Source organism: Citrobacter telavivensis, from assembly GCF_041807075.1.
GTDB classification, from domain to species: Bacteria; Pseudomonadota; Gammaproteobacteria; order Enterobacterales; family Enterobacteriaceae; genus Citrobacter_A; species Citrobacter_A telavivensis.
Genome location: NZ_JBGUBF010000008.1, coordinates 105,511 through 129,663, shown reverse-complemented (window position 1 = coordinate 129,663; position 24,153 = coordinate 105,511). Strand labels below are relative to the sequence as shown.

Here is a 24,153-nt window from a genome sequence, read left to right as displayed (position 1 = left end):
CCCGGTAAACGCAGTGCCACCGGGCATAACGAAGATTACGCGATGGTACGCTGAATCTCGATGATCTCGAACACTTCGATCATATCGCCAACGCGAACGTCGTTGTAGTTCTTCACGCCGATACCACATTCCATACCGTTACGGACTTCGTTAACGTCATCTTTGAAGCGGCGCAGGGATTCCAGCTCGCCTTCGTAGATAACCACGTTGTCACGCAGTACGCGGATTGGGTTGTGACGCTTAATCGTCCCTTCGGTAACCATACACCCTGCGATGGCACCAAATTTCGGAGATTTAAACACATCACGAACTTCAGCCAGACCGATGATCTGCTGTTTCAGTTCCGGAGACAGCATACCGCTCATCGCCGCTTTCACTTCATCGATCAGGTTATAGATGACGGAGTAGTAGCGCAGATCCAGGCTTTCAGATTCAATCACTTTACGTGCAGAGGCATCCGCACGAACGTTGAAGCCCACCAGAATCGCGTTGGACGCAGCGGCCAGGGTCGCGTCGGTTTCGGTGATACCACCGACACCAGAACCGATGATCTTCACTTTCACTTCGTCGGTAGACAGTTTCAGTAAGGAGTCGGAGATCGCTTCCACAGAACCCTGAACGTCGGCCTTCAGCACGATGTTCACTTCGTGAACTTCGCCTTCGGTCATGTTGGCGAACATGTTCTCGAGCTTAGATTTCTGCTGGCGAGCCAGTTTCACTTCACGGAATTTGCCCTGGCGATACAGCGCAACTTCACGTGCTTTCTTCTCGTCACGTACGACAGTCACTTCGTCACCGGCAGCCGGAACACCGGACAGACCCAGGATTTCCACCGGAATGGACGGACCCGCTTCCAGCACTTCCTGACCCAGTTCGTTACGCATCGCGCGAACGCGACCGTATTCGAAGCCACACAGTACGATGTCGCCTTTATGCAGCGTACCTTCACGCACCAGTACAGTAGCAACCGGACCACGACCTTTATCCAGGAAGGATTCAATGACCGCACCGCTTGCCATCCCTTTACGTACCGCTTTCAGTTCCAGAACTTCGGCCTGCAGCAGGATTGCATCCAGCAGCTCGTCGATACCGGTACCTGCTTTTGCAGACACGTGCACAAACTGGCTCTCACCGCCCCACTCTTCCGGCAGGATGCCGTACTGGGACAGTTCGTTTTTAACGCGATCCGGATCGGCTTCCGGCTTATCGATTTTGTTCACTGCAACCACAACCGGCACACCCGCCGCTTTCGCGTGCTGGATAGCTTCGATGGTCTGCGGCATCACGCCATCGTCAGCGGCCACAACCAGAACCACGATATCCGTTGCCTGCGCACCACGAGCACGCATGGAGGTAAACGCGGCGTGACCCGGGGTGTCCAGGAAGGTGATCATACCGTTGTCGGTTTCAACGTGGTAAGCACCGATGTGCTGAGTAATGCCGCCCGCTTCGCCAGAGGCCACTTTCGTTGAACGAATGTAGTCCAGCAGAGAGGTTTTACCGTGGTCAACGTGACCCATGATAGTCACAACCGGTGCACGCGGTTCAGCCGCAGCACCTGTGTCACGGTCGCTCATTACCGCTTCTTCCAGCTCGTTCTCACGACGCAGGATGACTTTGTGGCCCATCTCTTCGGCAACCAGCTGTGCGGTTTCCTGGTCGATCACCTGGTTGATGGTCGCCATTGCGCCCAGCTTCATCATCGCTTTGATGACCTGAGAGCCTTTAACCGCCATCTTGTTCGCCAGATCGCCAACGGTGATGGTTTCGCCAATCACAACGTCACGGTTAACCGCCTGCGCTGGCTTCTGGAAGCCCTGCTGCAGTGCGGAACCTTTACGCTGTTTGCCGCCTTTACCACCGCGAACCGCGGCACGCGCTTCTTCACGGTCAGCTTTAGATTCAGCGTGTTTGTTGCCTTTCTTCGCCGGACGCGCTGCTTTCGTGCTGCGACCACGGCCACGACCGCCTTCTACTTCACGATCGTTTTCGTCTTCGGCCTGGCGAGCGTGCTGAGAAGTGGTGACATGATAATCGCTCTTATCTTCTTCCACTTTTTCCTGCTCGGCCCATACGCCCGCGTTCTCTTCCGCCATACGGCGAGCTTCTTCCGCAACGCGGCGCGCTTCTTCTTCAAGCTTGCGACGTGCTTCTTCTTCCGCTTTACGCTTCAGCTCTGCAGCTTCATTCTCACGGCGGGCTTTCTCGGCCTGGGCGGTTTTGGTCATATCGTCAGTCTGTTGATTGCTCACTTTGTCTTTTTCCGCAGCTTCACGTTTCGCTTTATCAGCGGCGTCACGCTTAGCTTGTTCTGCGGCCTCACGGTCAGCTTTTTGTTGCGCCTCGCGTTTGGCCATTTCTTCTGCCTCACGACGGGCTTGCTCTTCCGCTTCACGCTGCGCTTGCTCTTCCGCAGCAAGGCGTTCGGCCTCTTGCGGATCACGTTTCACAAAGGTGCGCTTCTTGCGGACTTCGATTTGTACCGATTTGCTTTTTCCACCGGTACCAGGAATATTCAGGGTGCTACGCGTTTTACGCTGCAGCGTAAGCTTATCCGGGCCAGAACCATTTTCACGGTTCAGGTGCGCCAGTAAAGTCTGTTTTTCTTGTGCGGACACAGAGTCATCAGCAGACTTCGGGATACCGGCATCAGCAAATTGCTGTACCAGGCGATCCACGGAGGTCTGTATCTCTGCGGCCAGCGCTTTTACGGTTACATCTGTCATGCTGTTCCTTCCTGCTACAGTTTATTACGCTTCGTCGCCGAACCAGCAAATATTACGGGCAGCCATAATCAGCTCACCGGCTTTTTCGTCGGTCAACCCTTCGATATCAGCCAGATCATCAATGCCCTGTTCGGCGAGATCTTCCAGCGTACAAACACCACGGGCAGCCAGTTTGAAGGCCATATCGCGATCTAATCCTTCCAGATTCAGCAGATCGTCAGCCGGCTTGTTATCACCGAGGCTTTCTTCCTGGGCCAGTGCCAGAGTGGTCAGTGCGTTTTTAGCACGCTCGCGCAGTGCTTCAACGGTCGGCTCATCAAGGCCGTCAATTTCCAGCAGTTCTTTCATTGGCACGTAGGCCAATTCTTCCAGAGTTGCGAACCCTTCTTCAACCAGAACTGTGGCGAACTCTTCATCAATATCGAGATATTTGGTGAAGGTATCGATCGCGGCATGTGCTTCAGCCTGATGTTTAGCCTGGAGGTCATCAACGGTCATCACGTTGAGTTCCCAGCCGCTTAATTGCGAAGCCAGGCGGACGTTCTGACCATTACGTCCAATTGCTTGCGCCAGGTTACCGGCTTCAACGGCGATATCCATGGTGTGTTTATCTTCATCCACCACGATAGACGCAACGTCAGCAGGCGCCATAGCGTTAATGACGAACTGCGCCGGGTTATCATCCCACAGGACGATATCGATGCGCTCACCGCCCAGTTCGGTCGAGACCGCCTGAACGCGCGCGCCGCGCATACCGACACACGCACCGACCGGGTCGATTCGCTTGTCGTTGGTTTTCACTGCGATTTTCGCGCGAGAACCAGGATCACGAGCAGCGGCTTTAATTTCGATCACTTCTTCGCCAATTTCCGGCACTTCAATGCGGAACAGTTCGATCAGCATTTCCGGCTTGGAGCGGGTGACGAACAGTTGCGCGCCGCGTGCTTCCGGGCGAACAGAGTAGAGAACGCCACGAATACGGTCGCCTGGGCGGAAGTTTTCACGCGGCAGCATATCTTCACGCAGGATCACGGCTTCAGCATTGCTGCCCAGATCCAAAGAGATGTTGTCGCGGTTCACTTTCTTCACCACGCCGGTGATGATTTCACCTTCGTGTTCACGGAACTGATCGACAACCATCGCGCGTTCAGCTTCACGAACCTTCTGCACGATAACCTGTTTTGCCGTCTGGGTCGTGATACGGTCAAAAGTCACAGATTCAATCTGATCTTCAACGTAATCGCCCAGGTTCAGGCTTTCGTCTTCATAACGCGCGGCTTCCAGCGTGATTTCTTTCGTCGGCTGGGTCACTTCTTCCACGATCACCCAGCGACGGAAAGTGTCAAAATCACCGCTTTTACGATCGATTTCTACGCGAACGTCAATCTCTTGTTCATATTTTTTCTTTGTCGCTGTAGCCAGCGCACTTTCCAACGCTTCAAAAATTTTCTCGCGTGGCAGCGCCTTTTCATTGGATACGGCTTCAACAACAGCCAAAATTTCTTTGTTCATCGCGGGCTTTTCACCTCATCCAGACTGTTAAAAGTGGGGAACCAGGTTCGCCTTCTGGATATTACTCAGCGCGAACACTTCATCTTTTCCTTCGACTGTGACAGTGATCATTTCACCATCTACCGCTTTGATAACGCCCTGCCATTTACGGCGGTTCTGTACCGCCATGCGGAGTACCAGCGAAACTTCTTCACCCAGGAAACGCACATAGTGTTCAGCAGTGAACATTGGGCGGTCGAGACCCGGTGAGGAGACTTCCAGGTTGTAAGCCACAGTAATAGGATCTTCGACGTCCAGTACTGCGCTCACCTGATGGCTCACATCAGCACAATCATCAACATTGATGCCATCTTCACTATCAATATAGATGCGCAGTGTGGATGTGCGACCGCGAATAAATTCGATGCCGACCAGCTCATAACCTAAGGCTTCAACTGGTGCTGTAATCATCTCTGTTAATTTTTGCTCTAATGTGGACAAGCCCACCCCCAAGACATAAAAAAAGGGCCTAAAGCCCAGTTATTCTGTAGTCAGATAACAAAAAACCCCGATAAATCGGGGCTTTAGATAACTGAACCCTATAACCGCAACTGCGGTCTGGAGAACCTTCCGAAAGAATTTTTTTCAAATCCAGCTACGAAGGCCATAGTCTTCACAGTATATTTGAAAAAGAACTCTTAGGGAAAGTGGTTGCGGGGGCCGGATTTGAACCGACGACCTTCGGGTTATGAGCCCGACGAGCTACCAGGCTGCTCCACCCCGCGCCTGAAACGTGGCAAATTTTACTCGTTTTGGGTAAAAGATGCAAATACTGTTGGGATTTGGTACCGAGGACGGGACGTAAAATCTGCGCGTATTATATTGATTAACTCCCCATTGTGTCAACCTTGTTAACGACATAACCTGAGACGTCGTCGTCAGCGTTATTTGTGGAAAAAAGCACGAAACTCTTCCTGTCTCCGTAAAAAGATGATTAAATGAAAACTCATTTATTTTGCATAAACATGCACTGAAAGCAGAAAGCCGATCTCACCATCAGTCTATCAAGCAGGGTTTTATTTTATGACGACGATTCTCAAGCATCTCCCGGTAGGTCAACGTATTGGTATCGCTTTTTCCGGCGGCCTGGACACCAGCGCGGCACTGCTGTGGATGCGACAAAAAGGGGCTGTCCCATATGCATATACTGCGAACCTGGGTCAACCAGACGAGGAGGACTATGATGAGATCCCTCGTCGTGCAATGGAATACGGTGCAGAGAACGCTCGCCTGATCGACTGCCGTAAACAGCTGGTTGCTGAAGGTATCGCCGCGATTCAGTGTGGTGCATTCCATAACACCACCGGCGGGCTCACTTATTTCAATACTACACCGCTGGGTCGTGCAGTCACCGGCACCATGCTGGTTGCAGCGATGAAAGAAGATGGCGTCAATATCTGGGGCGATGGCAGCACCTATAAAGGAAACGACATCGAGCGTTTCTATCGCTATGGCCTGCTGACCAACGCCGAATTGCAGATTTACAAACCATGGCTGGATACCGACTTTATCGATGAGCTGGGCGGCCGCCATGAGATGTCCGAGTTTATGATTGCCTGTGGATTCGACTACAAAATGTCCGTCGAAAAAGCCTACTCCACGGACTCCAACATGCTCGGCGCGACGCACGAAGCCAAAGACCTCGAATTCCTGAACTCCAGCGTCAAGATAGTCAACCCGATCATGGGCGTGAAGTTCTGGGATGAGAACGTGAAGATCGCGGCGGAAGAAGTCACCGTGCGTTTCGAACAGGGCCACCCGGTCGCGCTGAACGGTAAAACCTTCAGTGACGATGTAGAAATGATGCTGGAAGCGAACCGTATCGGCGGACGTCACGGTCTGGGGATGAGTGACCAGATTGAAAACCGTATAATCGAAGCCAAAAGCCGTGGCATTTACGAAGCCCCGGGGATGGCGCTGCTGCATATCGCCTACGAGCGTCTGCTGACGGGTATTCACAACGAAGATACCATCGAGCAGTATCACGCCCACGGTCGTCAACTGGGCCGCCTGCTGTATCAGGGCCGTTGGTTCGACTCTCAGGCACTGATGCTGCGTGATGGTCTGCAGCGTTGGGTCGCCAGCCAGATTACCGGTGAAGTGACTCTGGAACTGCGTCGCGGCAACGACTACTCGATCCTGAATACCGTGTCCGACAACCTGACCTACAAGCCAGAACGTCTGACCATGGAAAAAGGTGACTCCGTGTTCTCACCAGACGATCGTATTGGGCAATTGACCATGCGTAACCTGGACATCACCGATACCCGCGAGAAGCTGTTTGGTTATGCACAGTCCGGCCTGCTTTCAGCCTCTTCAGCAACAGGTTTGCCCCAGGTCGAAAACCTGGAAAACAAAGCGAAGTAACGGGTTTAAAATCTGAAAAAGGCCGCGAAAACGGCCTTTTTTTGGGTCGTGTCACCTACATCAGAATGTATATTGCAGCCCTAAACGATATCGACTTTCGCGATCGTCTCGTATCGGGGATACCGCAACATTTCCCACCTCGACATAGGGCGTCCATTGCGCAGAGGCTTTCCATGCAATTCGGCCATTATATTCATAATCCTCTTTCTTATTATCATACTTGATTGCGTCGCTGTGCTTATAGACGTAATTGGTTTCAAAGGTGAGTGTGTTCCACCGATATCCCAGCCAGATATCGCCTCGGTTAATATGTTCGTCATCTTTGCCCGCGCTGGTATCCCGCGCATACTCATAACGATACCGTGCGGAAAGATAGAACCCCGAATCAAAGTTATACCAACCGCGTAAGTACGGTTTATAGATTGTTTTAGACGACGTGGTTTCGAACTCTACTCCGGGTTGTAAATCGATTACCGGAGTCAGTTTGTACGTGTAATTGAGCGAGTATTCGCTACCGTTGTCGACAATATCTGAAAACGGTTTATCCGTTGAATCTCCACCCGATTTAAATTTCCCTTCAACAAAGAATCCCACACCATTCGCAAACCGATGCGAAACCTGAATCCTGTCACGGTGAACTTTATTATCGTCGAGATACTCATGCCTGAAATCAAGCATGACCGCAGTCGAAGAAAATGCTGTCGTGAATAAAAAGAGGCTTAATACAATATTCCTTTTCATAATATTACCCTGTGATATTTATTTTTTAAAAATACCAATTTCAGAATTGGTTGCAGGGGAAATACGCAGCCGTAATTAAACCGTTGCCAGATAACGTCAATAATTCTATTGACTCACGTTCTTAAACGACCAGACGTATTTATTCTTATCATTACTCAATAAGGAGACGTTTCCTTTACAGCAACAACCGTTAACGCCAGATATCTTCAATAATTTCACATTGCTTACTGGCGAGATCCCTGTCCACCCAACTGCGGTCAGCGTTACCCGCCCGGGTTGCCAGCAATTTTTTACTGTCAAAAAGCTGATATTTTTCAGCTTCAGCCAGAAGTGCTCGCGCATCTTGCCGGGCAATAACAATAACGCCATCACCATCGCCGACAATGATATCCCCCGGCATTACCGACATACCGCCACAGGATATTGGCACATTAATCTCCCCCGGTCCGTCCTTAAAAGGACCCGCAGGCGTACTTCCCGTCGCGTAAACCGGAAATTCCATCGCCTGAATACTGTATAAATCACGCACAGGACCATCCAGAACGATCCCGCTGGCCTTACGCGTTTGGGCATACGTAATCATGATCTCACCCATCAGCGCCTGGCTATTACCGCCATCATTGGAGACCACCAGCACATCACCCGGTGTCAGGATATTTAATGCCTTATGGACCATTAAGTTATCACCGGCACGGGCTTTCACTGTCAGTGCCACCCCAACCATATTGTCTTTACATGGCAAAGACAGTCGACGGATAGTGCTGTTCATCGCACTGAGTCTTCCCATGCAGTCAGCAATATTCGCGGCCGGGATAGCTTTAAATGCAGCAATCAGCTCCGGGTCCGGAAGATGACGCTGAGTAAATACTCTGAATCCATTGCTCATACTCTTTCCTCCTTTTATTTGAGTGTCTCAGAGCGATATTCCACCGCTGAGTTTTTTGACTGCGTGTTAAGCGTCTGGCGCATTTGTTCTTTATCAAGAACACCGTCCCATGCAGACACCGCAATGGCTGCAATACCGTTACCGATCAGGTTGACAATCGCCAGTCCGGTTCCGACAAAACGGTGGATACCCAGAATAAGAACCATCCCGGCGACAGGCACGACGGGCAGAACAATCAGGGTACTGGTTAACATGACAAATGCCGCACCCGTCACGCCTGCCGCGCCTTTAGAGGTCAACATCGCAACAAGGATCAAGATCATCTGGCTGGAGAAGGAAAGTTCCGTATTCGTCGCCTGGGCGATAAACAGGATGGCCATCGTCATATACAGGTTGGTGCCATTAAGATTGAACGAATACCCTGACGGTATGACAAGCGCCACTACCGGTTTTGGGCACCCCATCCGTTCCACTTTTTCCATCAGGTGAGGTAAGACGACCGATGAAGAACCCGTCCCCAGAATGATCAACAGTTCTTCTTTGATAAACCGGAGATAAGCGAACAGGCTGAAACGGCAGACGCTGGCGACAGCACCATAAACAACGACCACAAAAACAATCAGCAGCAGATAGAAGCCGAAGACCATTTTGACCAGCGGGATCAACGACGCAAGCCCATAGGCGCCGATGGTATACGCAATGGCGCCAAATGCCCCAATTGACGACAGTTTGGAGATCAGATGCACATTATGGAAAAAGACGCGGGACGCACTTTCAACAAACTGAAATACCGGACGCCCTTTCTCACCGATGGCTGACAAAGAATAACCAAACAGAATAGACACCATCAGAATGGCCAGCACATTCCCCGAAGAGAAGGCGCTTACAAAGGTTGATGGGATAATCCCCATCACGAAAGTCACCACGTTCACCTCTTTGGCGCTCTCGGTATATTTGCTTATCGCTGAGGTATCCAGAGTGGAAAGCTCAACATTAAATCCGGCGCCAGGCTGGATAACATGGCCGCCAATCAGACCGATAATTAAGGCAACAATCGACATGACCGCAAAATAGATCAATGCCTTGCCGCCCACCCGGCCCAGTTCTTTCATATCACGCATCCCGGCAATGCCGGTGACGACGGTACAAAAAATGATCGGGCCAATGATCATGGCTATCAACTTAATGAAGCCATCGCCTAATGGCTTCATTTTTACTGCCAGATCCGGAAAGAAATAGCCAAGAGAAACACCAATCACAATCCCAACTATTACCTGAAAATAAAGTTCTTTATAAAATGGTTTGCTGGTCATCTTATTCACCTCCACATTTCAATGTGGCTTCAGTAACCTCTGAACACTCAAATCCGTATAAAAAGTCACACGCCTCTGGTCGAGCTTATGCCTCAACAGGCGTAAAACCATAGATACGGACGGGGTTTTCGACGAGCAGTTTGCGGCGCATGTGCTCATCCTCACAGAAATCCAGCATCAGATTGACCAGTTCACCGTCGTTAGGCATGTCGTTACTGATATTGGGATGTGGCCAGTCGGTTCCCCACAACACCCTATCCGGGGCGGTTTCAATCAATGCGCGGGCAAAAGGAATGGCATCATTGAACGGTCGAATGCCAGCAGAAATACGCTCCGAGCCGCTGACTTTAACCCATGCAAACGGATTGTCTCGCATGAGGTGCAGTAACTGCTGGAAGGGTTTTTGCTCAAGACCTGACGCGGTTTTCGCCCGACCCATGTGATCGATAATGAACGGAATATCAATTTTGCTAATCACGTCGGAATAGGTAACGATATCCTGCGCGTCCAGATGCAGCACGACATGCCAGCCCAGGTCTTTAACACGGTGCAGAACCGAGAAAAAACGAGGGAGATCGGGTGCGCCGCCAAGGTGTTGAACGAAGTTAAAACGAACCCCTCGCACCCCACCAGTATGGAGCCGCTCCAGTTCGGCATCACTTTCATCGCCATTGACCATGGCAACGCCGAGATAACGTCCTTTGCTTCGGGCGATAGCATCCAACATCGCGCGGTTATCAGTACCATGGCAACTGGCCTGGACAATCACGGCCCGGCTGATGCCCAGCCAGTCATGCAGCGCCATCAGCTTTTCAAACGGCGCATCTTCCGGGGTGTATTTCCGGTTTGGCCCGTAGGGGAAGATGCTACCAGGACCAAAAACATGGCAATGCGCGTCACACGCACCGGGCGGTAACATCGCCCTCGGTTTAATCGGGTTGGGATCGGGTGATTTGCAGCTTTTCATGGGGCCTCCTTGGGCATTATTTTTCATCAAGAAAACTGGGCGGTAACCTGCGGGAAAATGCGCTGATAACCTTCGGCGTATTTAATTTTCAAATCTGAATTTCTCGACGCCTGCACGCCGCGCTGCAATGCGACTCGGGTGTAGTACTCCCAGAGATGTTCCTGTGCCGCCATGGACTCCATCGCTTCACGCTTGGTTTGCCAGACGTCGCTGATATCCAACAACACTTCTGGCTTCCATTCACATTGCTCGGGTTGATGAGGTTCAAACAGAAAGACCGGCGGTGCGCCAATCACGGGCTTTTCAGGATGGTGGCCGTGCGCCTGGGCGACGATACGTGCTTCCTGAGCGATATGCGTCGCCATTGGGTGGTCGAAGTTGTAGGGATCTTTCAACGAATGCGTCAGCACAAACTCAGGTTTGAGTTCACGATACAAATCAGCGAGGGCAAACAGAACGTCATCATTGACTCGCATGGGATAGTCACCGACATCCATAAAATGGATCGTTCTGGCCCCCAGGATCCCAGCAGCCTTCCGCGCTTCCTTCTCCCTTTCCTGTTTTACGGTGGTCATCTCCATGCCTGGCTGACGCCAGAGTTTGGCGGATTCACCACGTTCACCAAACGACAGGCAAACAATATGCATGTCCCAGCCACGAGCGGCATATAGCGCAATGGCACCACCCGCACGCCAGACAAAATCAGCGGAGTGAGCGCTGACGACCAACGCGGTTTTAGGTTGCGTATTCATATTTCTTCCTTCTGTGAGAGCTAACAAATCAAGGAACGAGCACGTCGCCACGCATGATCAACCGTGCCGTTCGCATCAATGCGGCCTGCGCCACAGAGCCATCCTCATTCAGGTGCAGATACACCGTTAATTCGCCGGAAGGATGCTCGATGGACAGGCGTTGTTCAGTGCCACCGGAAAGTTGTGATACGGCGTGAGCGACGGAACCCGGCATAACGGCAGCGGTAGCAACGGTGACGGCACCGAGGACGCCAATGGCGGCATGGCAGGTATGAGGGATGAAGGTTCTGGTGCAGAGCGCGCCTCCAGATTGCGCTCTGGCAACCATGCTGATTTTCGGCACCGACTTATTGGCTAAATCAGTGATACCCATCAGCTTGCCGGCTTTCAAACGCAGGTTTTCAATACGCGCCGCCAGCGCGCTATCCGCATTAAGCCGATCTTTCGTTTCATAACCGGTTATCCCCATATCGCTGGCAGCAACAATAATGACCGGCATGCCGTTATCGATGCAGGTCACCCGGATGCCATCAATGACATCGCACAGTTGACCCGTGGGGAGTAAGGCGCCGCAGACCGAACCTTCCGTATCAAGAAAATTCTGCAACACCGGGGCGGAGGTTCCCGGAACGCCGTCAATACTGACATCCCCTTCGTAACAAGGATGTCCACCGGGCGTTTGTAGGGTCACTTCAGCGATCATGTTGGTATTGAGTGTACGGATACGCAGCACCGTTTGATCGCCCTGCGCGGCAATCAGACCCGCCTCCAGCGCCGCCGGCCCTGCCGCGGCCAACATGTTTCCGCAATTGGGCGTGGTATCCACACGCCGTTCGTTGATGGCGACCTGGGCAAACAAAAAGTTGATATCAGCCTCTGCATCGGGGGCCAGCGAGATAATGCCAACTTTACTCGTCAGCGTCGTGGCACCGCCAAGACCATCAATTTGTCTTTCATCAGGAGAGCCCATCACTGACAGAATTAAACGATCGCGTTCGGCAATCTCCTCCGGCAGATCTTTCGCCAGGAAAAACGGTCCTCTTGATGTGCCACCGCGCATAAACCAGCAGGGTAATGTCTTCATGATCTTCTCGCTTCGTCATAACCATCAGGTCTGTGAGGACTAAGCTAACAACGAAGATGGCTATGAAAAAGATGCAAACGGTTATAGCTGAATTGCATTTTTTGCATAGAAGTCGGGAAGCATGATGTAGTGATGACCACCAATGTCGGCAAGAAAAGATTCAGGATAATCGCTGACTGATAATCCGTTGCTGGAGAAGCAGTTCCATCGTCCGCTGGGCGAGAGAAGAGAAATGATGCTGGTTCGATGTGGCCAGGATGACCCGGTTCAGGATAGGGGGCGTAATGGGAACAGCCGTTAATCCTTCAGGGCGGTAATCAACTTCCAGTGAATTCGCGGGTAATACCGCATACCCAAATCCTCTGGACACCAGTCCCAGCATTGAGGGAACCGTGTCAATCTCCAGGACGACATTCAGACTTACATCATGACGGGCGCATTCTATTTCGACCAGATTGCGCAGCATTTGCTGTCGGTTAGGGATAATAAGGGGATAGGTGCTGAGTTCACGCAGTGGAATATTCTTGTTGCTGGCAACAGGCGAATGACTCGGCGCAATAAGACATAATTTTTCAGTCCAGAGATGCTGATATTTCAGGCTGCGTTCAGGAGAGGGGTTATAAAGTATTGCAATATCCAGTTCCCCCAAAATTAAACGTTTTTGCAGCCAGTACGTCAGGTTTTCGGTAATCGCCAGGGAACAGTCAGGAAATTCAGCAAGAAAATCGGTGACCAGACCCACGGTTAAGAGTTTCCCCAGTGTAGGAGGCATGCCAACCGTCACTTTGCCCTGGTATATACCATCACCGGTACTCAACGCCTGCTCGGCGATTTCAACCTGCCGCAGAATACCTTTGCCGTGCTCCAACAGTTGCCGGCCTTCGGCGGTCAGCGTCACGCCACGACCGTTACGTTTAAGCAAGGTTTTCCCCAGTTCCAGTTCTAACTGACGTACCTGTCGGCTAACCATCGACTGAGATTGATCCAGTGTCTGGGCCGCCTGGCTGAAACTGCTTTGCTCCGCTACCCGGATAAAACTGCGTAATTTCTTTAAATCCACACATCCCTCCTGCGCCGTGTCATGTCATTCTGAAAAGAAAACAGAGAATTAAAGCGACAAAGGTAATCCAGGCAATCGACTAACATACCTCTGGGCGGAGGTTGTGCCGCTGAAAAAATCAGGATTCTCCGACGTACCAGGCCGTCCTCTTGCTCTCTGATGGCACCATGATCCCAAACGTGAAGCCGTCATCATGTGATCCATCACTGATACTGATGATCCTCCTTCTTTTGATAACCATTACACGATCTGCGATCAAAATCACAGACGATCCTTCATCTGCCTGTATATTTAGGTAATCGATTACCTAAAATTAAAAACAATGAAAAAGAAACTGCTAATTAAAGATGTTGCAAACATGGCGGGTGTATCAACGGCAACAATCTCCCGTTTTCTTAATGGGAAATATCAGTCTATGAGCGAAACCACCCGCCAGAAGATTGCCAGTACGATCGAAAGCATTGGTTACCAACCCAATAACATTGCCAGGTCGTTACGCCGTCAGGAAAGTAAAACTATCGCCGTTATTATGGCAGATATTTTTAACCCGTACTCTATGGATGTATTACGCGGCATTGAGGAGTATTGCTCGCAGGAAGGATACAAAATATTTATTTGCGATGCGAAAAACTCAGGAGCCAGAGAACGTAACTACATTGAAGAGATGGTTAATCGGGGAGTGGATGGGTTTATCCTCAACACTACCGGCGAAAACGATCTTTTTATTAAGGGCATTTCTTTAGAACACCCTGTCGTATTAATCGGCAGAAAGATAAAAAACAGCAACATCAGCAGTGTCGCGGCAGATAACGCCCAGGGTGTTAAGCTTGCCCTTGAACATCTGCTGAATACTCATTGCAGTCGTGTCAGTTATTTAACACCAACACCAGGGAATGTCTCACCACGTATTGAAAGAGTTGACACTTTCGAACGTTTTGCCGCTTTAAGCGCTTATTCGCATATTGCCTTTGAATGCATCCAGTTCGATGTCGTCGATCGCGAACACGTGACAAAAGCACTGGAAACGTTGACTCCTCGTTCCTCACCAAACCACACCATCATCACTGGGAACGGGTTGCTGTCATTGTATGTGGTGCAGGCGGCTAAAGCGCTAAGTAAGCGGATCCCGGAGGATTTCTCGCTGATCGGTTTTGACGAGACCGAATGGTCGGAGATCCTCAAAAACCCGCTGACTGTCGTGGCACAACCAACCTATGACATTGGCTGTAGTGCAGCGAAAAAAATAATCACCACGCTCAGAAAAGAAAATGAAAGCAATGAAGAAAGGATCACTCTCTTGCCATTTTCACTGATTGTCAGAGAAACCGCCTGACGGATGAGAGGATATGATGAAAATTAGATCAATCAATACCCGGGTAATTACTGACGAGTTGCCAGAGAAATTTGGCATGTCACAATGGTTCTGGAATAAACGAGCAATATGCATCGTTGAAGTCGAAACCGATGAAGGTATCACCGGCTGGGGCGAATGCTTTGGCCCGGCACAGGCGAATGCCGCGTTGATTAACGAGCTATTCGCTCCGCTATTAAAAGGCAAAAATCCGCTACAGCGCCGGGTAATATGGGAAGAGATGTACAATCGCACGCGGGAATTTGGCAGAAAAGGCATTGCCATTACCGCATTATCAGGAATTGATATTGCACTGTGGGATATTTTTGGCAAAGCCACCGGTAAACCCATTGCTGAACTACTGGGTGCCGATCTTGAAACACCCATTACCGCTTACGCTTCCAGCTTTTATTATTCGCCCACGGATGATTTCCGGCAAATTGCAATAGACGCCAGAAGCGGCCTGGATGAAGGCTATCAACATTTTAAAATGAAAGTCGGCGCCCTGACGCTGCCAGAAGATATTAAGCGCGTTGCACGCGTGCGCGAACTCATTGGCCCTGACGTTACACTCGCCGTGGATGCTAACCGTGCTTATACCACTCATGAAGCGCTGAAATTCGCCCAGGCGATTGAGCAATATGACATTAGCTGGTTTGAAGAACCGATCTTGCCCGACGATACGGCGGCATATCACCAACTTAAACAACAGTTCCCGATAAAACTCGCGGCTGGGGAATCGGAATTCACCCGTTTCGGTTTCCGTCGTTTCCTTGAGGCCGATTGCGTAGATATCGCGCAACCTGACGTCGCCGCCTGCGGCGGTATCAGCGAAATCCTTAATATCGCCGCCCTTTCCACCGCCTATGGCGTTGAGTGCTATCCGCATCAGTGGGGATCAGGCATCTCGCTCGCAGCCACGCTGCACGTGATGGCGGCGCTACCCGCCGCAGTACCACGGATGGCAAAAGAGCCGGCACGGCTGGAGCTCGATCGCGCACCCAATATTTTCCGTGACAAGTTAACCGATCTGGATATTGGTCCAGTCATGACCGTGCCTAATAAACCCGGGCTGGGTATCGAGATCGATCCTGACATGCTTGACCATTACGCGCTGAAATAAAAGGTAGAGAAAATGTTTAAATCAAAATGGTTCAGAATTGGCGTCACGCTGATGGTAGGGCTATTTGTTGCCTACCTTGATCGTTCAAACCTCTCTATCGCACTGCCGGGCATGGAGAAAGAACTTGGCATTGATGGCGCAGCCACAAAGAGTCTCGCATTAACGGGTTTTCTGATTGGCTATGCGCTGGCTAACTTTTTTGGCGGCTTTCTGGCGAACCGTCTGAATCCCAAAATTACCATTGTCACCATGGTGTTCCTGTGGTCGGTAGTACAGATTATGACCGCCTGGATCACCTCAGCAGCGCTACTGATTGCATTCCGTATTATTCTGGGTATTGCCGAAGGCATTTACTGGCCACAGCAGTTTCGCTTCGCCAGGGCCTGGTTTAATAAAGATGAAATCACGCGCGGCACAAACCTGATCCAGTTTTACGGTCAATTTCTGGCGCTGAGTCTGGGCTTTATCATTCTGACCCCGATCTTCGATCACCTCGGCTGGAAATGGGTGTTTTACATTACTGGCGGCATGGGTGTCTTTATTGTGGTGCCAATGTTCCTCGCATTCCTGAAAAACAGCCCGGACAAGGCTTCAGCTCCAGACGAACCAGCGGAAGAACCGGAACCCGCTGGGGGTAAAATAAGCTTCAGCGATCTCGGCGGTGCACCGTTCCTGCTGCTGGTGTTCAGCTATTTTGCTAATGGCATGCTGTTCTGGGGGATCACACTGTTTATTCCAATGGCAGTGTTGTCACTGGGTTTCAGCGGATTTTCACAAGGTGTAGCAAGCGCGTTACCTTATTTTCTGGCGATTCTGCTGGCGATCCCGGTGTCGTGGTACAGCGATAAAACGCAAAAACGCGGGCTCATTGCGGCCTGCGGGCTTGGCTCAGCAGGGCTGTTTTTAATCGCGTTGCCATTTATCGACAGTCCGTTCGGCAAACTGGCGCTAATCACCTTAGCCATCGCCTGGTTTACCAGTTGCTACACCACCAATATCTGGTCAATTATCACTTCCAGCGTGAAGAAATCAGCGGTGGGACCTGCGGCAGGGGTCATAAACGGTGTGGGAGCAGGTCTCGGGGGAACGACAGCCGGGTTTGTTGTACAGTATCTGCAATCCTGGAGCGGATCGTATGTGCCAGGGTTCACGGTACTTGGCGTTGTCGCAATCCTGGGCGGACTCAGCGTTTACACCTACAGCCGGATTATGGCGGCGCGTCCGGTTATCGCATAAGGTAGAAACATAAAGCGGCAGTCGTGACACCACGACTGCCGCTTATTTCTTTTACGTTCTCTGCAAAAAACGCGGGATTATTTATCTGCAGCGATGCGGTCGCGGATATTCTGCGCGCGTTCCTCTGAAGGTGGATGCGAATCAAACAGTGATGCTTCATGACCTGCAGACAACTTCGCCAGTTTTTCAAAACTGGTGACCAGTCCCACTGGATTGATATTTCGTTTTTTCAACAAATCGTATGCAAAGTTATCAGACTCAGTTTCCTGACTGCGCGAGAAGGCGGAATTAACGATCCCTTCCGTCACATCGCCCAGTTGAGATTTCGATAATGCTGCAGCAGCACCGCCGGAAGCTGAAATGGCATCACGAGCCGCGACGGTAGAATAAGCAGTCTGCATAGCTTTGCGGGAATGTCCGAGAGCCACGTGACCGAGTTCGTGACCCAGCACCGCTTTGATTTCGTCATCCGTCATCATATCCATCAGACCGCTGTACACACGTACGCAGCCATTGGCCATCGCCCATGCGTTGACATCTTTGACCATATAAACTTTGTAATTGACTGGCGTGTTATTAATACTGTGTCCCAGCGAGTTGGCTATTTTGACCAGTCGCTTGTTATAAGGGCTAGAAGCGGGAGCAACCGCGTTTTGACTATCCATTTCCTGGCAAGCCGCGTCAGCCAACGCTTTTGCGTCTGCATCGCTGAGCGTCGCCGCTTTATATGCAGTCATACCAGCAGAGGTCAACTGGTTGATATCCATATTTTTACAACCAATAAGCAGAGTCGCTGCCGAGATCGCCAGCGCTAACATAATTTTGTTTTTATTCATATTGTAAAATCTCATCCAATGAAATTGTAATACCTGAAGCCATCCACTCAGGTATAATATTCAGGCTTCAGGAGTGAAGCTGCATAATATTATTAAAGCTATTCATCTACGTGACCATAAACCCCTAAGAATTTTCCAAAAATCACGCCAATGAAGAATATCACTCTTGATTTTGAGTTTAAATCTGCCCCGCTTATTTTCAGACTTTTACGCTTAAATCTCTCTCCTGAAAATAGTGTCTGGTTAAACGGCAGCATCCGGTCTTTTCCCCCTTTATCGGGAGGCTATTCGCCATGGAAAAAAACCGTTTTACCGAAGAACAGACAGCTTTCGCACTGAAACAGACCGAAACCGACACCCGCGTCGGGAAGTCAGCAGAAAGATGGGGATTTCTGAGGCCACTTTTTATAACCAGGAGAAGAAATTTGCTGGTCTGGGCCTGACGTAACTGCGTCGTCTGCAGCAGATTGAGGATGAAAATCAGCGGCTGAAGAAACTGGTGGCCGATCTGAGTCTGGATAAGGAGATGTTGCTGGAGGTATTGAAGCAAAATTCTGAGGCCGGTTCAGAAGCGCCAGGCGGCGCATCACCTGGATCTTTTCGACATCCTGACGGCACATTTCACCTCGCCACGAGTCGGCTAACACGAGGAATAATGCGAAAGGGATTACGTTCTTTCCGGTTTCAATCCCCTGGAAATGTAGTAGTAAACCATAATTGAGACAACCCAAGTCATTACCCTTTCTCTTTTTCTGGCCCGTAATAAATAATGGACGCCTTCACTGTATCTGTTGCTTTTTGGCTATCAGGTGCGCAATCACTTCAATGACTCAGTATTGCTGTATTTTTCCGCCCTCTTTCATCAGATCCGAAAAAAGTTAAATTCGGATCTGTGCATGTCCACTTAAAAAGTTTTTTGTTTGACGCTCTGACCAGAAATGATTTGAGAACACACTGAGCAGAATGGAAAGAGAATATATGATTGCTGCCGGTTGTCGGTGACTCGACTTTATTGATCACTTAGCAGAAGCTTACAGCACTAACCTGCATACCAGGGTGTCGACGAGGAAGTAAATTAATTAATGCTATCCCAGGCCGGAGCGCATTAGCCAGAAGTGTGAATAACCTGACAAAGGTAAAATGAACGAGGGAGATTATCCTGTAGATGTATATAGCACATATTTAAAGCTCATAATGAATTTCTTCCCTCCCTCGCAACAGGTATATCTAATACTTTTTCGGTAAATGCTTGATTGTCACTAGCACCCCTCGGTTAAGCTCAATGTATCCAGCGTCGCGCAAATCCGCCAGGATCCGCATAATGCCACTACGTGACAGATACGTCCGGCCTTTTATGTAATTTGCTGCTGTAATGCTGCTGCGGATCTGGTCAGGTTCGGACATTAGCTCCTGCAACTGAAATCGGATAATTTCATAAGAAGACATCTGCGAGATAAGCGTACAGTGTTCATAAACCCTCGAAACGGTGTAAAGTAGAAATTTACACATACTTTCCCAGAGCAGATTTCTTTCTATAAGTAAATTAAACCTTTCCAGCGGAAGTTGGCTTATCAAGGCGCTTTCCGTCACACGCACATATAAATTTTCTGACTGGGAAAAAGGATTGCTGACACCGAGAATAAAGGTCGCGTTTTCGGAATTAAGAATCATCCCATCACCTCTGCGATTCAGTGTCACGCCCCCCTGATGCAGCAAATAACATGTGCGCTTGTTACCTGTATAAAAACGAAGAATTTCTCCTCTTGCGCACTTGAATGACGTTGCAAATGGCGATATTTGCTCAATGATTTTATCTATCTCAGCTTCCGGTTTTATGGCTTGTGTAGATGGTGCCAGGGGAAGTGTGGCTATAGTGATTTTAGTATTCATTACCTTAACTCCAGACTTACCTTTATCGTCACGCTTCTGCCACAATTATCAATCCGAACATGTACTAAATAAATATTTAATAGGTACAAAAATAGACTGGATAATTAACAAGGCCACAACACATCCATTTGTTCAAAGCTTGATGATTTAATGCTTGTTAATTATCTGTTAAGTATGGAGTCTAAAGCTAGAATAAAAACAATTTGAGTTTGAATAAATAGTTTTATAAATTGCACTCAGGCAACCAAGCCAATAAAGCAAAGCAAGCAAGTAAATAGCTTTGTGTTCTGCCTGCTGTAAAATAGAAATGAAATGACTGGCGTAAAATATATGGTTGTAAGGCCATCTGGATGCTGCTGCCTGAATTTCAGAAATTAATAGTGTTACTAAGGATATTTAATTTATGAAAAAAAATATTATCGCGGCTGCTGTCGCTGTTACCGCTGTTCTGTCTGTGTCTAACGCATTCGCAATTTCCGGCACCGTGAACTTCAACGGCGAAATTCTGGATGCGGCATGCACCGTTGACGTGGGTTCTCAGAACCAGACCGTTGAGCTGGGCAGATATAACAAGTCTGAATTTACTACTTCTGGCGACGTGACGGCTGCAACGAAATTCGACATCGTTCTCAAGAACTGTCCGGCAACGGTGACCTCTGCATCTGTACGTTTCGACGGTACACCTGACGCGACTAATTCTTCTCTGCTGGCTATAGACAGTTCTGTTGCCGGGGCTGCTACAGGTGTTGCTATCAACCTGATGACCGCTGACAAGGCTGACCTGCCGCTGCACGGCTCTAACGGTTACAGCTACCCACTGACCTCCGCTGTAGACAACACCCTGGACTTCTACGCGCAGTACAAATCAACTGCTGATTCTGTCACTGCCGGTCCGGCAAACTCGGTAGCTAACTTCTCCATAGTCTACAACTGATTTTCCCTGCCGGAAAAACAATGGGGCCAGCCTGTCGGCCCCTTTTTTAATCGAGGTATAAAATGCACTTTCTGAGTAAAACTTTAATTGCCTGTGCGATTCTTTCCGCTGGTATTTCAGGGGCCAATGCCGGAGTGGTTATTGGCGGGACTCGCGTAATTTATGACGGCAATAAAAAAGAATCCTCTGTTAGCGTCAATAACCCGGACACAACGCCGTATTTAATTCAGTCGTGGGTGGAAACGCAAAATGGGGGTGCTGAGAAAGCACCTTTTATTATTACTCCGCCCTTATATCGTCTGGATAAAGATCAGCAGAACGTGGAGCGTATTGTATTAGCCGGTTCAGTTGCACAGGATAAAGAGTCGCTCTACTGGCTGAATATCAAAGCCATTCCGGCAGCTTCGCGCAAAGACAATACCCTGCAAATTGCGGTGAAAACCCGTATCAAACTGATATACCGTCCGGCGGCGCTGAAGGGTGTTATTCCGGAAGAGCTGGCGGATAAATTAACCTGGCAGCGAAGCGGAAATCAGATCCAGGTGACCAACCCCACCAGTGTGGTGATGAACTTCAACGAAATTAACGTCAACGGTAAAAAGCTGGAAAACGTGACCTACGTTTTGCCGGGTTCAACTGCACACTTTGATTTGCCGAAAGGTGTTAACGGCGGGGCGGTGACCTTCAAAATAATTAACGACTACGGCGGCATTGGAAACGTTCATAACGCCACACTGTAAACCGCCCCGGGGAAAGGACACCTGTTTCGTACCGACGGAGTAACGTTGTGATAAGTGAAAATAAGCAGGCATTTTTATTTAATCCTGCTCGCCTTGCCTTTTTAATCACTTTAGCGCTCGGTGCAGCCTCAGAAGCCGCCCAGGCACGTGATTATTTTAATCCCGAGCTGATTGAGCTGGATACCCCGGGTATGAAAGGTGCCGATCTATCGGCGTTTGAATCCGGCTCGCAGTTGCCCGGCACCTATCGTGTCGACGTGATCATCAGCGAGCAGATTATCGATACCCGCGAGATCAGATTCGACGCTGTAAAAGGGGCGGATGGCGAAGAGTCGCTGCAGCCGTGCCTGAGCATGGCACTGCTGAAAAGCTGGGGCGTGAAGACCGAGCTGTTCCCTGAACTGACTTCTGGTGGCGAATGCGCGAAGCTAAACGCAATTCCGCAGGCCTCAGCCGAATTCCAGTTCAGCACCCAGCGTCTGGTGATCAGTATTCCGCAGGCAGCCCTATCGCCGCAAGCGCGTGGCTACGTGCCGCCAGAGATGTGGGATGAAGGGATCACCGCCGCGATGCTCAACTACAGCCTGAACGGATCGAACAACCGGGCGCGTAACGGTAATGGCAGCGATTCCAATAGCCAGTACGCCAACCTGCGTCCGGGGTTTAACATCGGACCGTGGCGGCTGCGTAACTACACCACCTGGACCCGTGACAGCAGCGGCAGCGACAAATGGGACACGGTCTACACCTACGGTCAGCGGGCGATTATCCCGCTGAAGGCACTGCTCACCACCGGTGACAGTTCCTCGCCGGCGGACGTGTTCGACAGTATTCCGTTCCGCGGGGCGCAACTGGCCTCTGACGACGACATGATGCCGGATTCGCTGAAAGGTTATGCGCCAGTGGTTCGCGGGATTGCGCGGACCAACGCGCAGGTCGTTATTCGCCAGAATGGCTACCAGATTTACCAGAGCTACGTGGCGCCGGGTGCCTTTGAAATCACCGACATGTACCCGACCGGCGGCGCGGGCGACCTCGACGTCACCGTGAAAGAGAGCGACGGCAGCGAACAGCACTTTACCGTGGCCTTTGCCTCCCTGCCGGTTCTGCAGCGTGAAGGGCGCTTTAAGTATGCGGTGACCGGTGGTCAGTACCGCTCGTATAACAGCGACGTGGACAAAACCCCGTTCAGCCAACTGACCGGTATTTACGGCCTGCCGTATGGCCTGACCCTGTACGGTGGCTTCCAGGAGTCGAGCAAGTATCAGTCTCTGGCGGCGGGTATTGGTAAAAACATGGGCGATTTCGGTGCGTTCTCCACCGACCTGACCCAGGCGAGGTCAAAACCGCAGGATATTGATAAGAGTAACGGCCAGTCCTGGCGGATCCGTTACAGCAAAAACTTTGTTGAGACGGGTACCAACTTCGCCATTGCCGGTTACCGATATTCGACCAGCGGCTACTACGGCATGCAGGAGGTGCTGGATTCATACGGTGACAGCAGCGCGCTACAGGACCGTCGTCGCAACCGCGCCGAGCTGACCATGAGCCAGAATATTGGCCAGAGTCTGGGTTCGCTGATGCTGAGCGCCGTGCGTGAAGATTACTGGAATAGCGGTAAGACCATGGAGTCGTACAGCGCCGGTTATAACAACTCGTGGAACAGCGTGAGCTACGGGATCACCTATACCTACAGTAAAAACGGAAGTACCGACAGCTACGGCCATACGACCAGCTACGACAAGGACCAGCAGATTGCGCTGAACATCAGCGTGCCGCTGGAGAAATTCCTGCCGCGTACCTGGACCAACTACAGCATGAATGTCAGCAAGAACAACGGCACCACACACAACGTAGGGCTGAACGGCACGGCGCTGGAAAACAACGCCCTGAGCTGGAACGTGCAGCAGGGTTACGGCACCAATGATGTGGGTTATTCCGGCAACGCTAACGCGGATTACAAGGGTACCTACGGTGAAGTCACTACGGGTTACGGCTACGACAGGGACAGCGATCGTCTGAACTACGGCCTGCAGGGCGGGATCATTGCCCATGGCGACGGCGTGACCTTCTCGCAGCCGCTGGGTGAAACCAACGTGCTGGTAAAAGCACCTGGCGCGAAGGGGGTGAGCATTCAGAACCAGAGCGGGGCGAAAACTGACTGGCGCGGCTATACCGCCGTCAGCAACCTGACGCCGTACCGTAAGAACGACGTGGCGTTGATGACCGATACGTTGCCGGATGACGTGGAGCTGGAACTGACCAATAAAACCGTTATTCCAACCCGTGGCGCGGTGGTCAGGGCGGATTATGTGGCAAACGTGGGGATGCGGGTGTTAATGACGCTGACGCAGTCTAATGGAATGCCAGTGCCGTTTGGTGCGATTGCGACGATTAACGATCGGAGAAACGACCAGGCATTTATCGTCGGCGGCAATGGACAGGTATATCTGACAGGATTAGAAGAATCCAACGCTTTGAAAGTGAAGTGGGGTGATGGTGCAGAGAATGAATGTCAGGTTACATATCATCCTTCTAAAACCCAATCTGTTAATGGCTTAATCGTTACAGAGTCGCGTTGTGATAAATGAGAGAT

General features: G+C 50.5%; 19 protein-coding genes, 1 tRNA gene and 1 pseudogene. 8 read left to right on the top strand and 13 right to left on the bottom strand.

What is annotated here, in order from left to right:
• Nucleotides 1-35 precede the first annotated feature (35 nt).
• The 4 genes from infB to ACERJC_RS22370 all read right to left on the bottom strand — a co-directional run bounded on the left by infB (nucleotide 36) and on the right by ACERJC_RS22370 (nucleotide 5,002).
• Nucleotides 36-2,726 (bottom strand): translation initiation factor IF-2, encoded by a 2,691-nt coding sequence (gene infB / locus ACERJC_RS22385; RefSeq protein WP_046487982.1) that lies wholly within the window; start codon nucleotides 2,724-2,726, stop codon nucleotides 36-38.
• A gap of 24 nt (nucleotides 2,727-2,750) precedes the next feature.
• Entirely contained in the window at nucleotides 2,751-4,238 is a 1,488-nt protein-coding gene (nusA, locus tag ACERJC_RS22380; RefSeq protein ID WP_046487985.1) for a transcription termination factor NusA, read from the bottom strand.
• Nucleotides 4,239-4,265: 27 nt separating this feature from the next.
• The gene (gene rimP, locus ACERJC_RS22375) at nucleotides 4,266-4,718 is read right to left on the bottom strand and encodes a ribosome maturation factor RimP (RefSeq protein WP_043001756.1); all 453 of its coding nucleotides are present in this window, start codon (nucleotides 4,716-4,718) and stop codon (nucleotides 4,266-4,268) included.
• 207 nt (nucleotides 4,719-4,925) lie between these two features.
• A tRNA-Met gene (locus ACERJC_RS22370) sits at nucleotides 4,926-5,002 on the bottom strand.
• 298 nt (nucleotides 5,003-5,300) lie between these two features.
• On the opposite strand from ACERJC_RS22370, the gene argG reads away from it, so the two are divergent.
• Nucleotides 5,301-6,644 carry an argininosuccinate synthase gene (argG, locus tag ACERJC_RS22365; protein ID WP_152406140.1) on the top strand — a complete coding sequence of 448 codons (1,344 nt, stop codon included), beginning with the start codon at nucleotides 5,301-5,303 and terminating at the stop codon, nucleotides 6,642-6,644.
• Nucleotides 6,645-6,704: 60 nt separating this feature from the next.
• Here the strand turns inward: argG and ACERJC_RS22360 are convergent, their stop codons facing one another.
• From ACERJC_RS22360 to ACERJC_RS22330, 7 genes are all read right to left on the bottom strand, one after another.
• Nucleotides 6,705-7,385 (bottom strand): oligogalacturonate-specific porin KdgM family protein, encoded by a 681-nt coding sequence (locus ACERJC_RS22360; RefSeq protein WP_152406141.1) that lies wholly within the window; start codon nucleotides 7,383-7,385, stop codon nucleotides 6,705-6,707.
• Between the two features lie 190 nt (nucleotides 7,386-7,575).
• Nucleotides 7,576-8,271 carry an RraA family protein gene (locus ACERJC_RS22355; RefSeq protein WP_178823968.1) on the bottom strand — a complete coding sequence of 232 codons (696 nt, stop codon included), beginning with the start codon at nucleotides 8,269-8,271 and terminating at the stop codon, nucleotides 7,576-7,578.
• 14 nt (nucleotides 8,272-8,285) lie between these two features.
• Nucleotides 8,286-9,584: a C4-dicarboxylate transporter DctA gene (dctA, locus tag ACERJC_RS22350; RefSeq protein ID WP_152406143.1), complete on the bottom strand. Its 1,299-nt coding sequence runs from the start codon at nucleotides 9,582-9,584 to the stop codon at nucleotides 8,286-8,288.
• 85 nt (nucleotides 9,585-9,669) lie between these two features.
• Complete coding sequence (locus ACERJC_RS22345; protein ID WP_373672502.1) at nucleotides 9,670-10,551, bottom strand: amidohydrolase family protein; 882 nt, start codon at nucleotides 10,549-10,551, stop codon at nucleotides 9,670-9,672.
• A 26-nt stretch (nucleotides 10,552-10,577) separates the two neighbouring features.
• Nucleotides 10,578-11,303, bottom strand: a complete 726-nt coding sequence (locus tag ACERJC_RS22340) for a PIG-L deacetylase family protein (protein ID WP_152406145.1) — start codon at nucleotides 11,301-11,303, stop codon at nucleotides 10,578-10,580.
• Between the two features lie 28 nt (nucleotides 11,304-11,331).
• Nucleotides 11,332-12,387: a 4-oxalomesaconate tautomerase gene (locus tag ACERJC_RS22335; RefSeq protein WP_152406146.1), complete on the bottom strand. Its 1,056-nt coding sequence runs from the start codon at nucleotides 12,385-12,387 to the stop codon at nucleotides 11,332-11,334.
• Between the two features lie 160 nt (nucleotides 12,388-12,547).
• Nucleotides 12,548-13,447 (bottom strand): LysR family transcriptional regulator, encoded by a 900-nt coding sequence (locus ACERJC_RS22330; protein ID WP_178826919.1) that lies wholly within the window; start codon nucleotides 13,445-13,447, stop codon nucleotides 12,548-12,550.
• 322 nt (nucleotides 13,448-13,769) lie between these two features.
• On the opposite strand from ACERJC_RS22330, the gene ACERJC_RS22325 reads away from it, so the two are divergent.
• The 3 genes from ACERJC_RS22325 to ACERJC_RS22315 are packed head-to-tail and all read left to right on the top strand — an operon-like array spanning nucleotide 13,770 to nucleotide 17,157.
• Nucleotides 13,770-14,780, top strand: coding sequence for a LacI family DNA-binding transcriptional regulator (locus ACERJC_RS22325; RefSeq protein WP_373672501.1), 1,011 nt, complete (start codon nucleotides 13,770-13,772; stop codon nucleotides 14,778-14,780).
• Between the two features lie 13 nt (nucleotides 14,781-14,793).
• The gene (locus tag ACERJC_RS22320) at nucleotides 14,794-15,921 is read left to right on the top strand and encodes a mandelate racemase/muconate lactonizing enzyme family protein (protein ID WP_373672500.1); all 1,128 of its coding nucleotides are present in this window, start codon (nucleotides 14,794-14,796) and stop codon (nucleotides 15,919-15,921) included.
• 12 nt (nucleotides 15,922-15,933) lie between these two features.
• On the top strand, nucleotides 15,934-17,157 hold the full coding sequence (locus tag ACERJC_RS22315; protein ID WP_373672499.1) for an MFS transporter: 1,224 nt from the start codon (nucleotides 15,934-15,936) through the stop codon (nucleotides 17,155-17,157).
• Between the two features lie 77 nt (nucleotides 17,158-17,234).
• Here ACERJC_RS22315 and loiP read toward each other — a convergent pair whose 3' ends face one another.
• A complete protein-coding gene (gene loiP / locus ACERJC_RS22310) occupies nucleotides 17,235-17,993 on the bottom strand; it encodes a metalloprotease LoiP (protein ID WP_373672498.1) in 759 nt (252 codons plus the stop codon).
• Between the two features lie 293 nt (nucleotides 17,994-18,286).
• Between loiP and ACERJC_RS22305 the strand changes: the two are divergent.
• Nucleotides 18,287-18,574 (top strand): annotated as a pseudogene (locus ACERJC_RS22305) (transposase); the annotation flags it as partial.
• Nucleotides 18,575-19,220: 646 nt separating this feature from the next.
• Here the strand turns inward: ACERJC_RS22305 and ACERJC_RS22300 are convergent.
• Nucleotides 19,221-19,883, bottom strand: coding sequence for a winged helix-turn-helix transcriptional regulator (locus tag ACERJC_RS22300; RefSeq protein WP_371896120.1), 663 nt, complete (start codon nucleotides 19,881-19,883; stop codon nucleotides 19,221-19,223).
• Nucleotides 19,884-20,286: 403 nt separating this feature from the next.
• On the opposite strand from ACERJC_RS22300, the gene ACERJC_RS22295 reads away from it, so the two are divergent.
• The 3 genes from ACERJC_RS22295 to ACERJC_RS22285 all read left to right on the top strand — a co-directional run bounded on the left by ACERJC_RS22295 (nucleotide 20,287) and on the right by ACERJC_RS22285 (nucleotide 24,148).
• Nucleotides 20,287-20,817 (top strand): fimbrial protein, encoded by a 531-nt coding sequence (locus tag ACERJC_RS22295; protein ID WP_178826075.1) that lies wholly within the window; start codon nucleotides 20,287-20,289, stop codon nucleotides 20,815-20,817.
• A 62-nt stretch (nucleotides 20,818-20,879) separates the two neighbouring features.
• Nucleotides 20,880-21,557 carry a fimbrial biogenesis chaperone gene (locus tag ACERJC_RS22290; protein ID WP_178826073.1) on the top strand — a complete coding sequence of 226 codons (678 nt, stop codon included), beginning with the start codon at nucleotides 20,880-20,882 and terminating at the stop codon, nucleotides 21,555-21,557.
• Nucleotides 21,558-21,607: 50 nt separating this feature from the next.
• A complete protein-coding gene (locus ACERJC_RS22285) occupies nucleotides 21,608-24,148 on the top strand; it encodes a fimbria/pilus outer membrane usher protein (protein ID WP_373672507.1) in 2,541 nt (846 codons plus the stop codon).
• Nucleotides 24,149-24,153: the final 5 nt, after the last annotated feature.

Excerpts from the sequence above, each read along its gene's own strand:
- infB (WP_046487982.1), bottom strand. The coding sequence starts at position 2,726 with ATGACAGATGTAACCGTAAAAGCGCTGGCCGCAGAGATACAGACCTCC.
- nusA (WP_046487985.1), bottom strand. The coding sequence starts at position 4,238 with ATGAACAAAGAAATTTTGGCTGTTGTTGAAGCCGTATCCAATGAAAAG.
- argG (WP_152406140.1), top strand. The coding sequence starts at position 5,301 with ATGACGACGATTCTCAAGCATCTCCCGGTAGGTCAACGTATTGGTATC.
- ACERJC_RS22360 (WP_152406141.1), bottom strand. The coding sequence starts at position 7,385 with ATGAAAAGGAATATTGTATTAAGCCTCTTTTTATTCACGACAGCATTT.
- ACERJC_RS22355 (WP_178823968.1), bottom strand. The coding sequence starts at position 8,271 with ATGAGCAATGGATTCAGAGTATTTACTCAGCGTCATCTTCCGGACCCG.
- dctA (WP_152406143.1), bottom strand. The coding sequence starts at position 9,584 with ATGACCAGCAAACCATTTTATAAAGAACTTTATTTTCAGGTAATAGTT.
- ACERJC_RS22345 (WP_373672502.1), bottom strand. The coding sequence starts at position 10,551 with ATGAAAAGCTGCAAATCACCCGATCCCAACCCGATTAAACCGAGGGCG.
- ACERJC_RS22340 (WP_152406145.1), bottom strand. The coding sequence starts at position 11,303 with ATGAATACGCAACCTAAAACCGCGTTGGTCGTCAGCGCTCACTCCGCT.
- ACERJC_RS22335 (WP_152406146.1), bottom strand. The coding sequence starts at position 12,387 with ATGAAGACATTACCCTGCTGGTTTATGCGCGGTGGCACATCAAGAGGA.
- ACERJC_RS22325 (WP_373672501.1), top strand. The coding sequence starts at position 13,770 with ATGAAAAAGAAACTGCTAATTAAAGATGTTGCAAACATGGCGGGTGTA.
- ACERJC_RS22320 (WP_373672500.1), top strand. The coding sequence starts at position 14,794 with ATGATGAAAATTAGATCAATCAATACCCGGGTAATTACTGACGAGTTG.
- ACERJC_RS22315 (WP_373672499.1), top strand. The coding sequence starts at position 15,934 with ATGTTTAAATCAAAATGGTTCAGAATTGGCGTCACGCTGATGGTAGGG.
- loiP (WP_373672498.1), bottom strand. The coding sequence starts at position 17,993 with ATGAATAAAAACAAAATTATGTTAGCGCTGGCGATCTCGGCAGCGACT.
- ACERJC_RS22300 (WP_371896120.1), bottom strand. The coding sequence starts at position 19,883 with ATGAATACTAAAATCACTATAGCCACACTTCCCCTGGCACCATCTACA.
- ACERJC_RS22295 (WP_178826075.1), top strand. The coding sequence starts at position 20,287 with ATGAAAAAAAATATTATCGCGGCTGCTGTCGCTGTTACCGCTGTTCTG.
- ACERJC_RS22290 (WP_178826073.1), top strand. The coding sequence starts at position 20,880 with ATGCACTTTCTGAGTAAAACTTTAATTGCCTGTGCGATTCTTTCCGCT.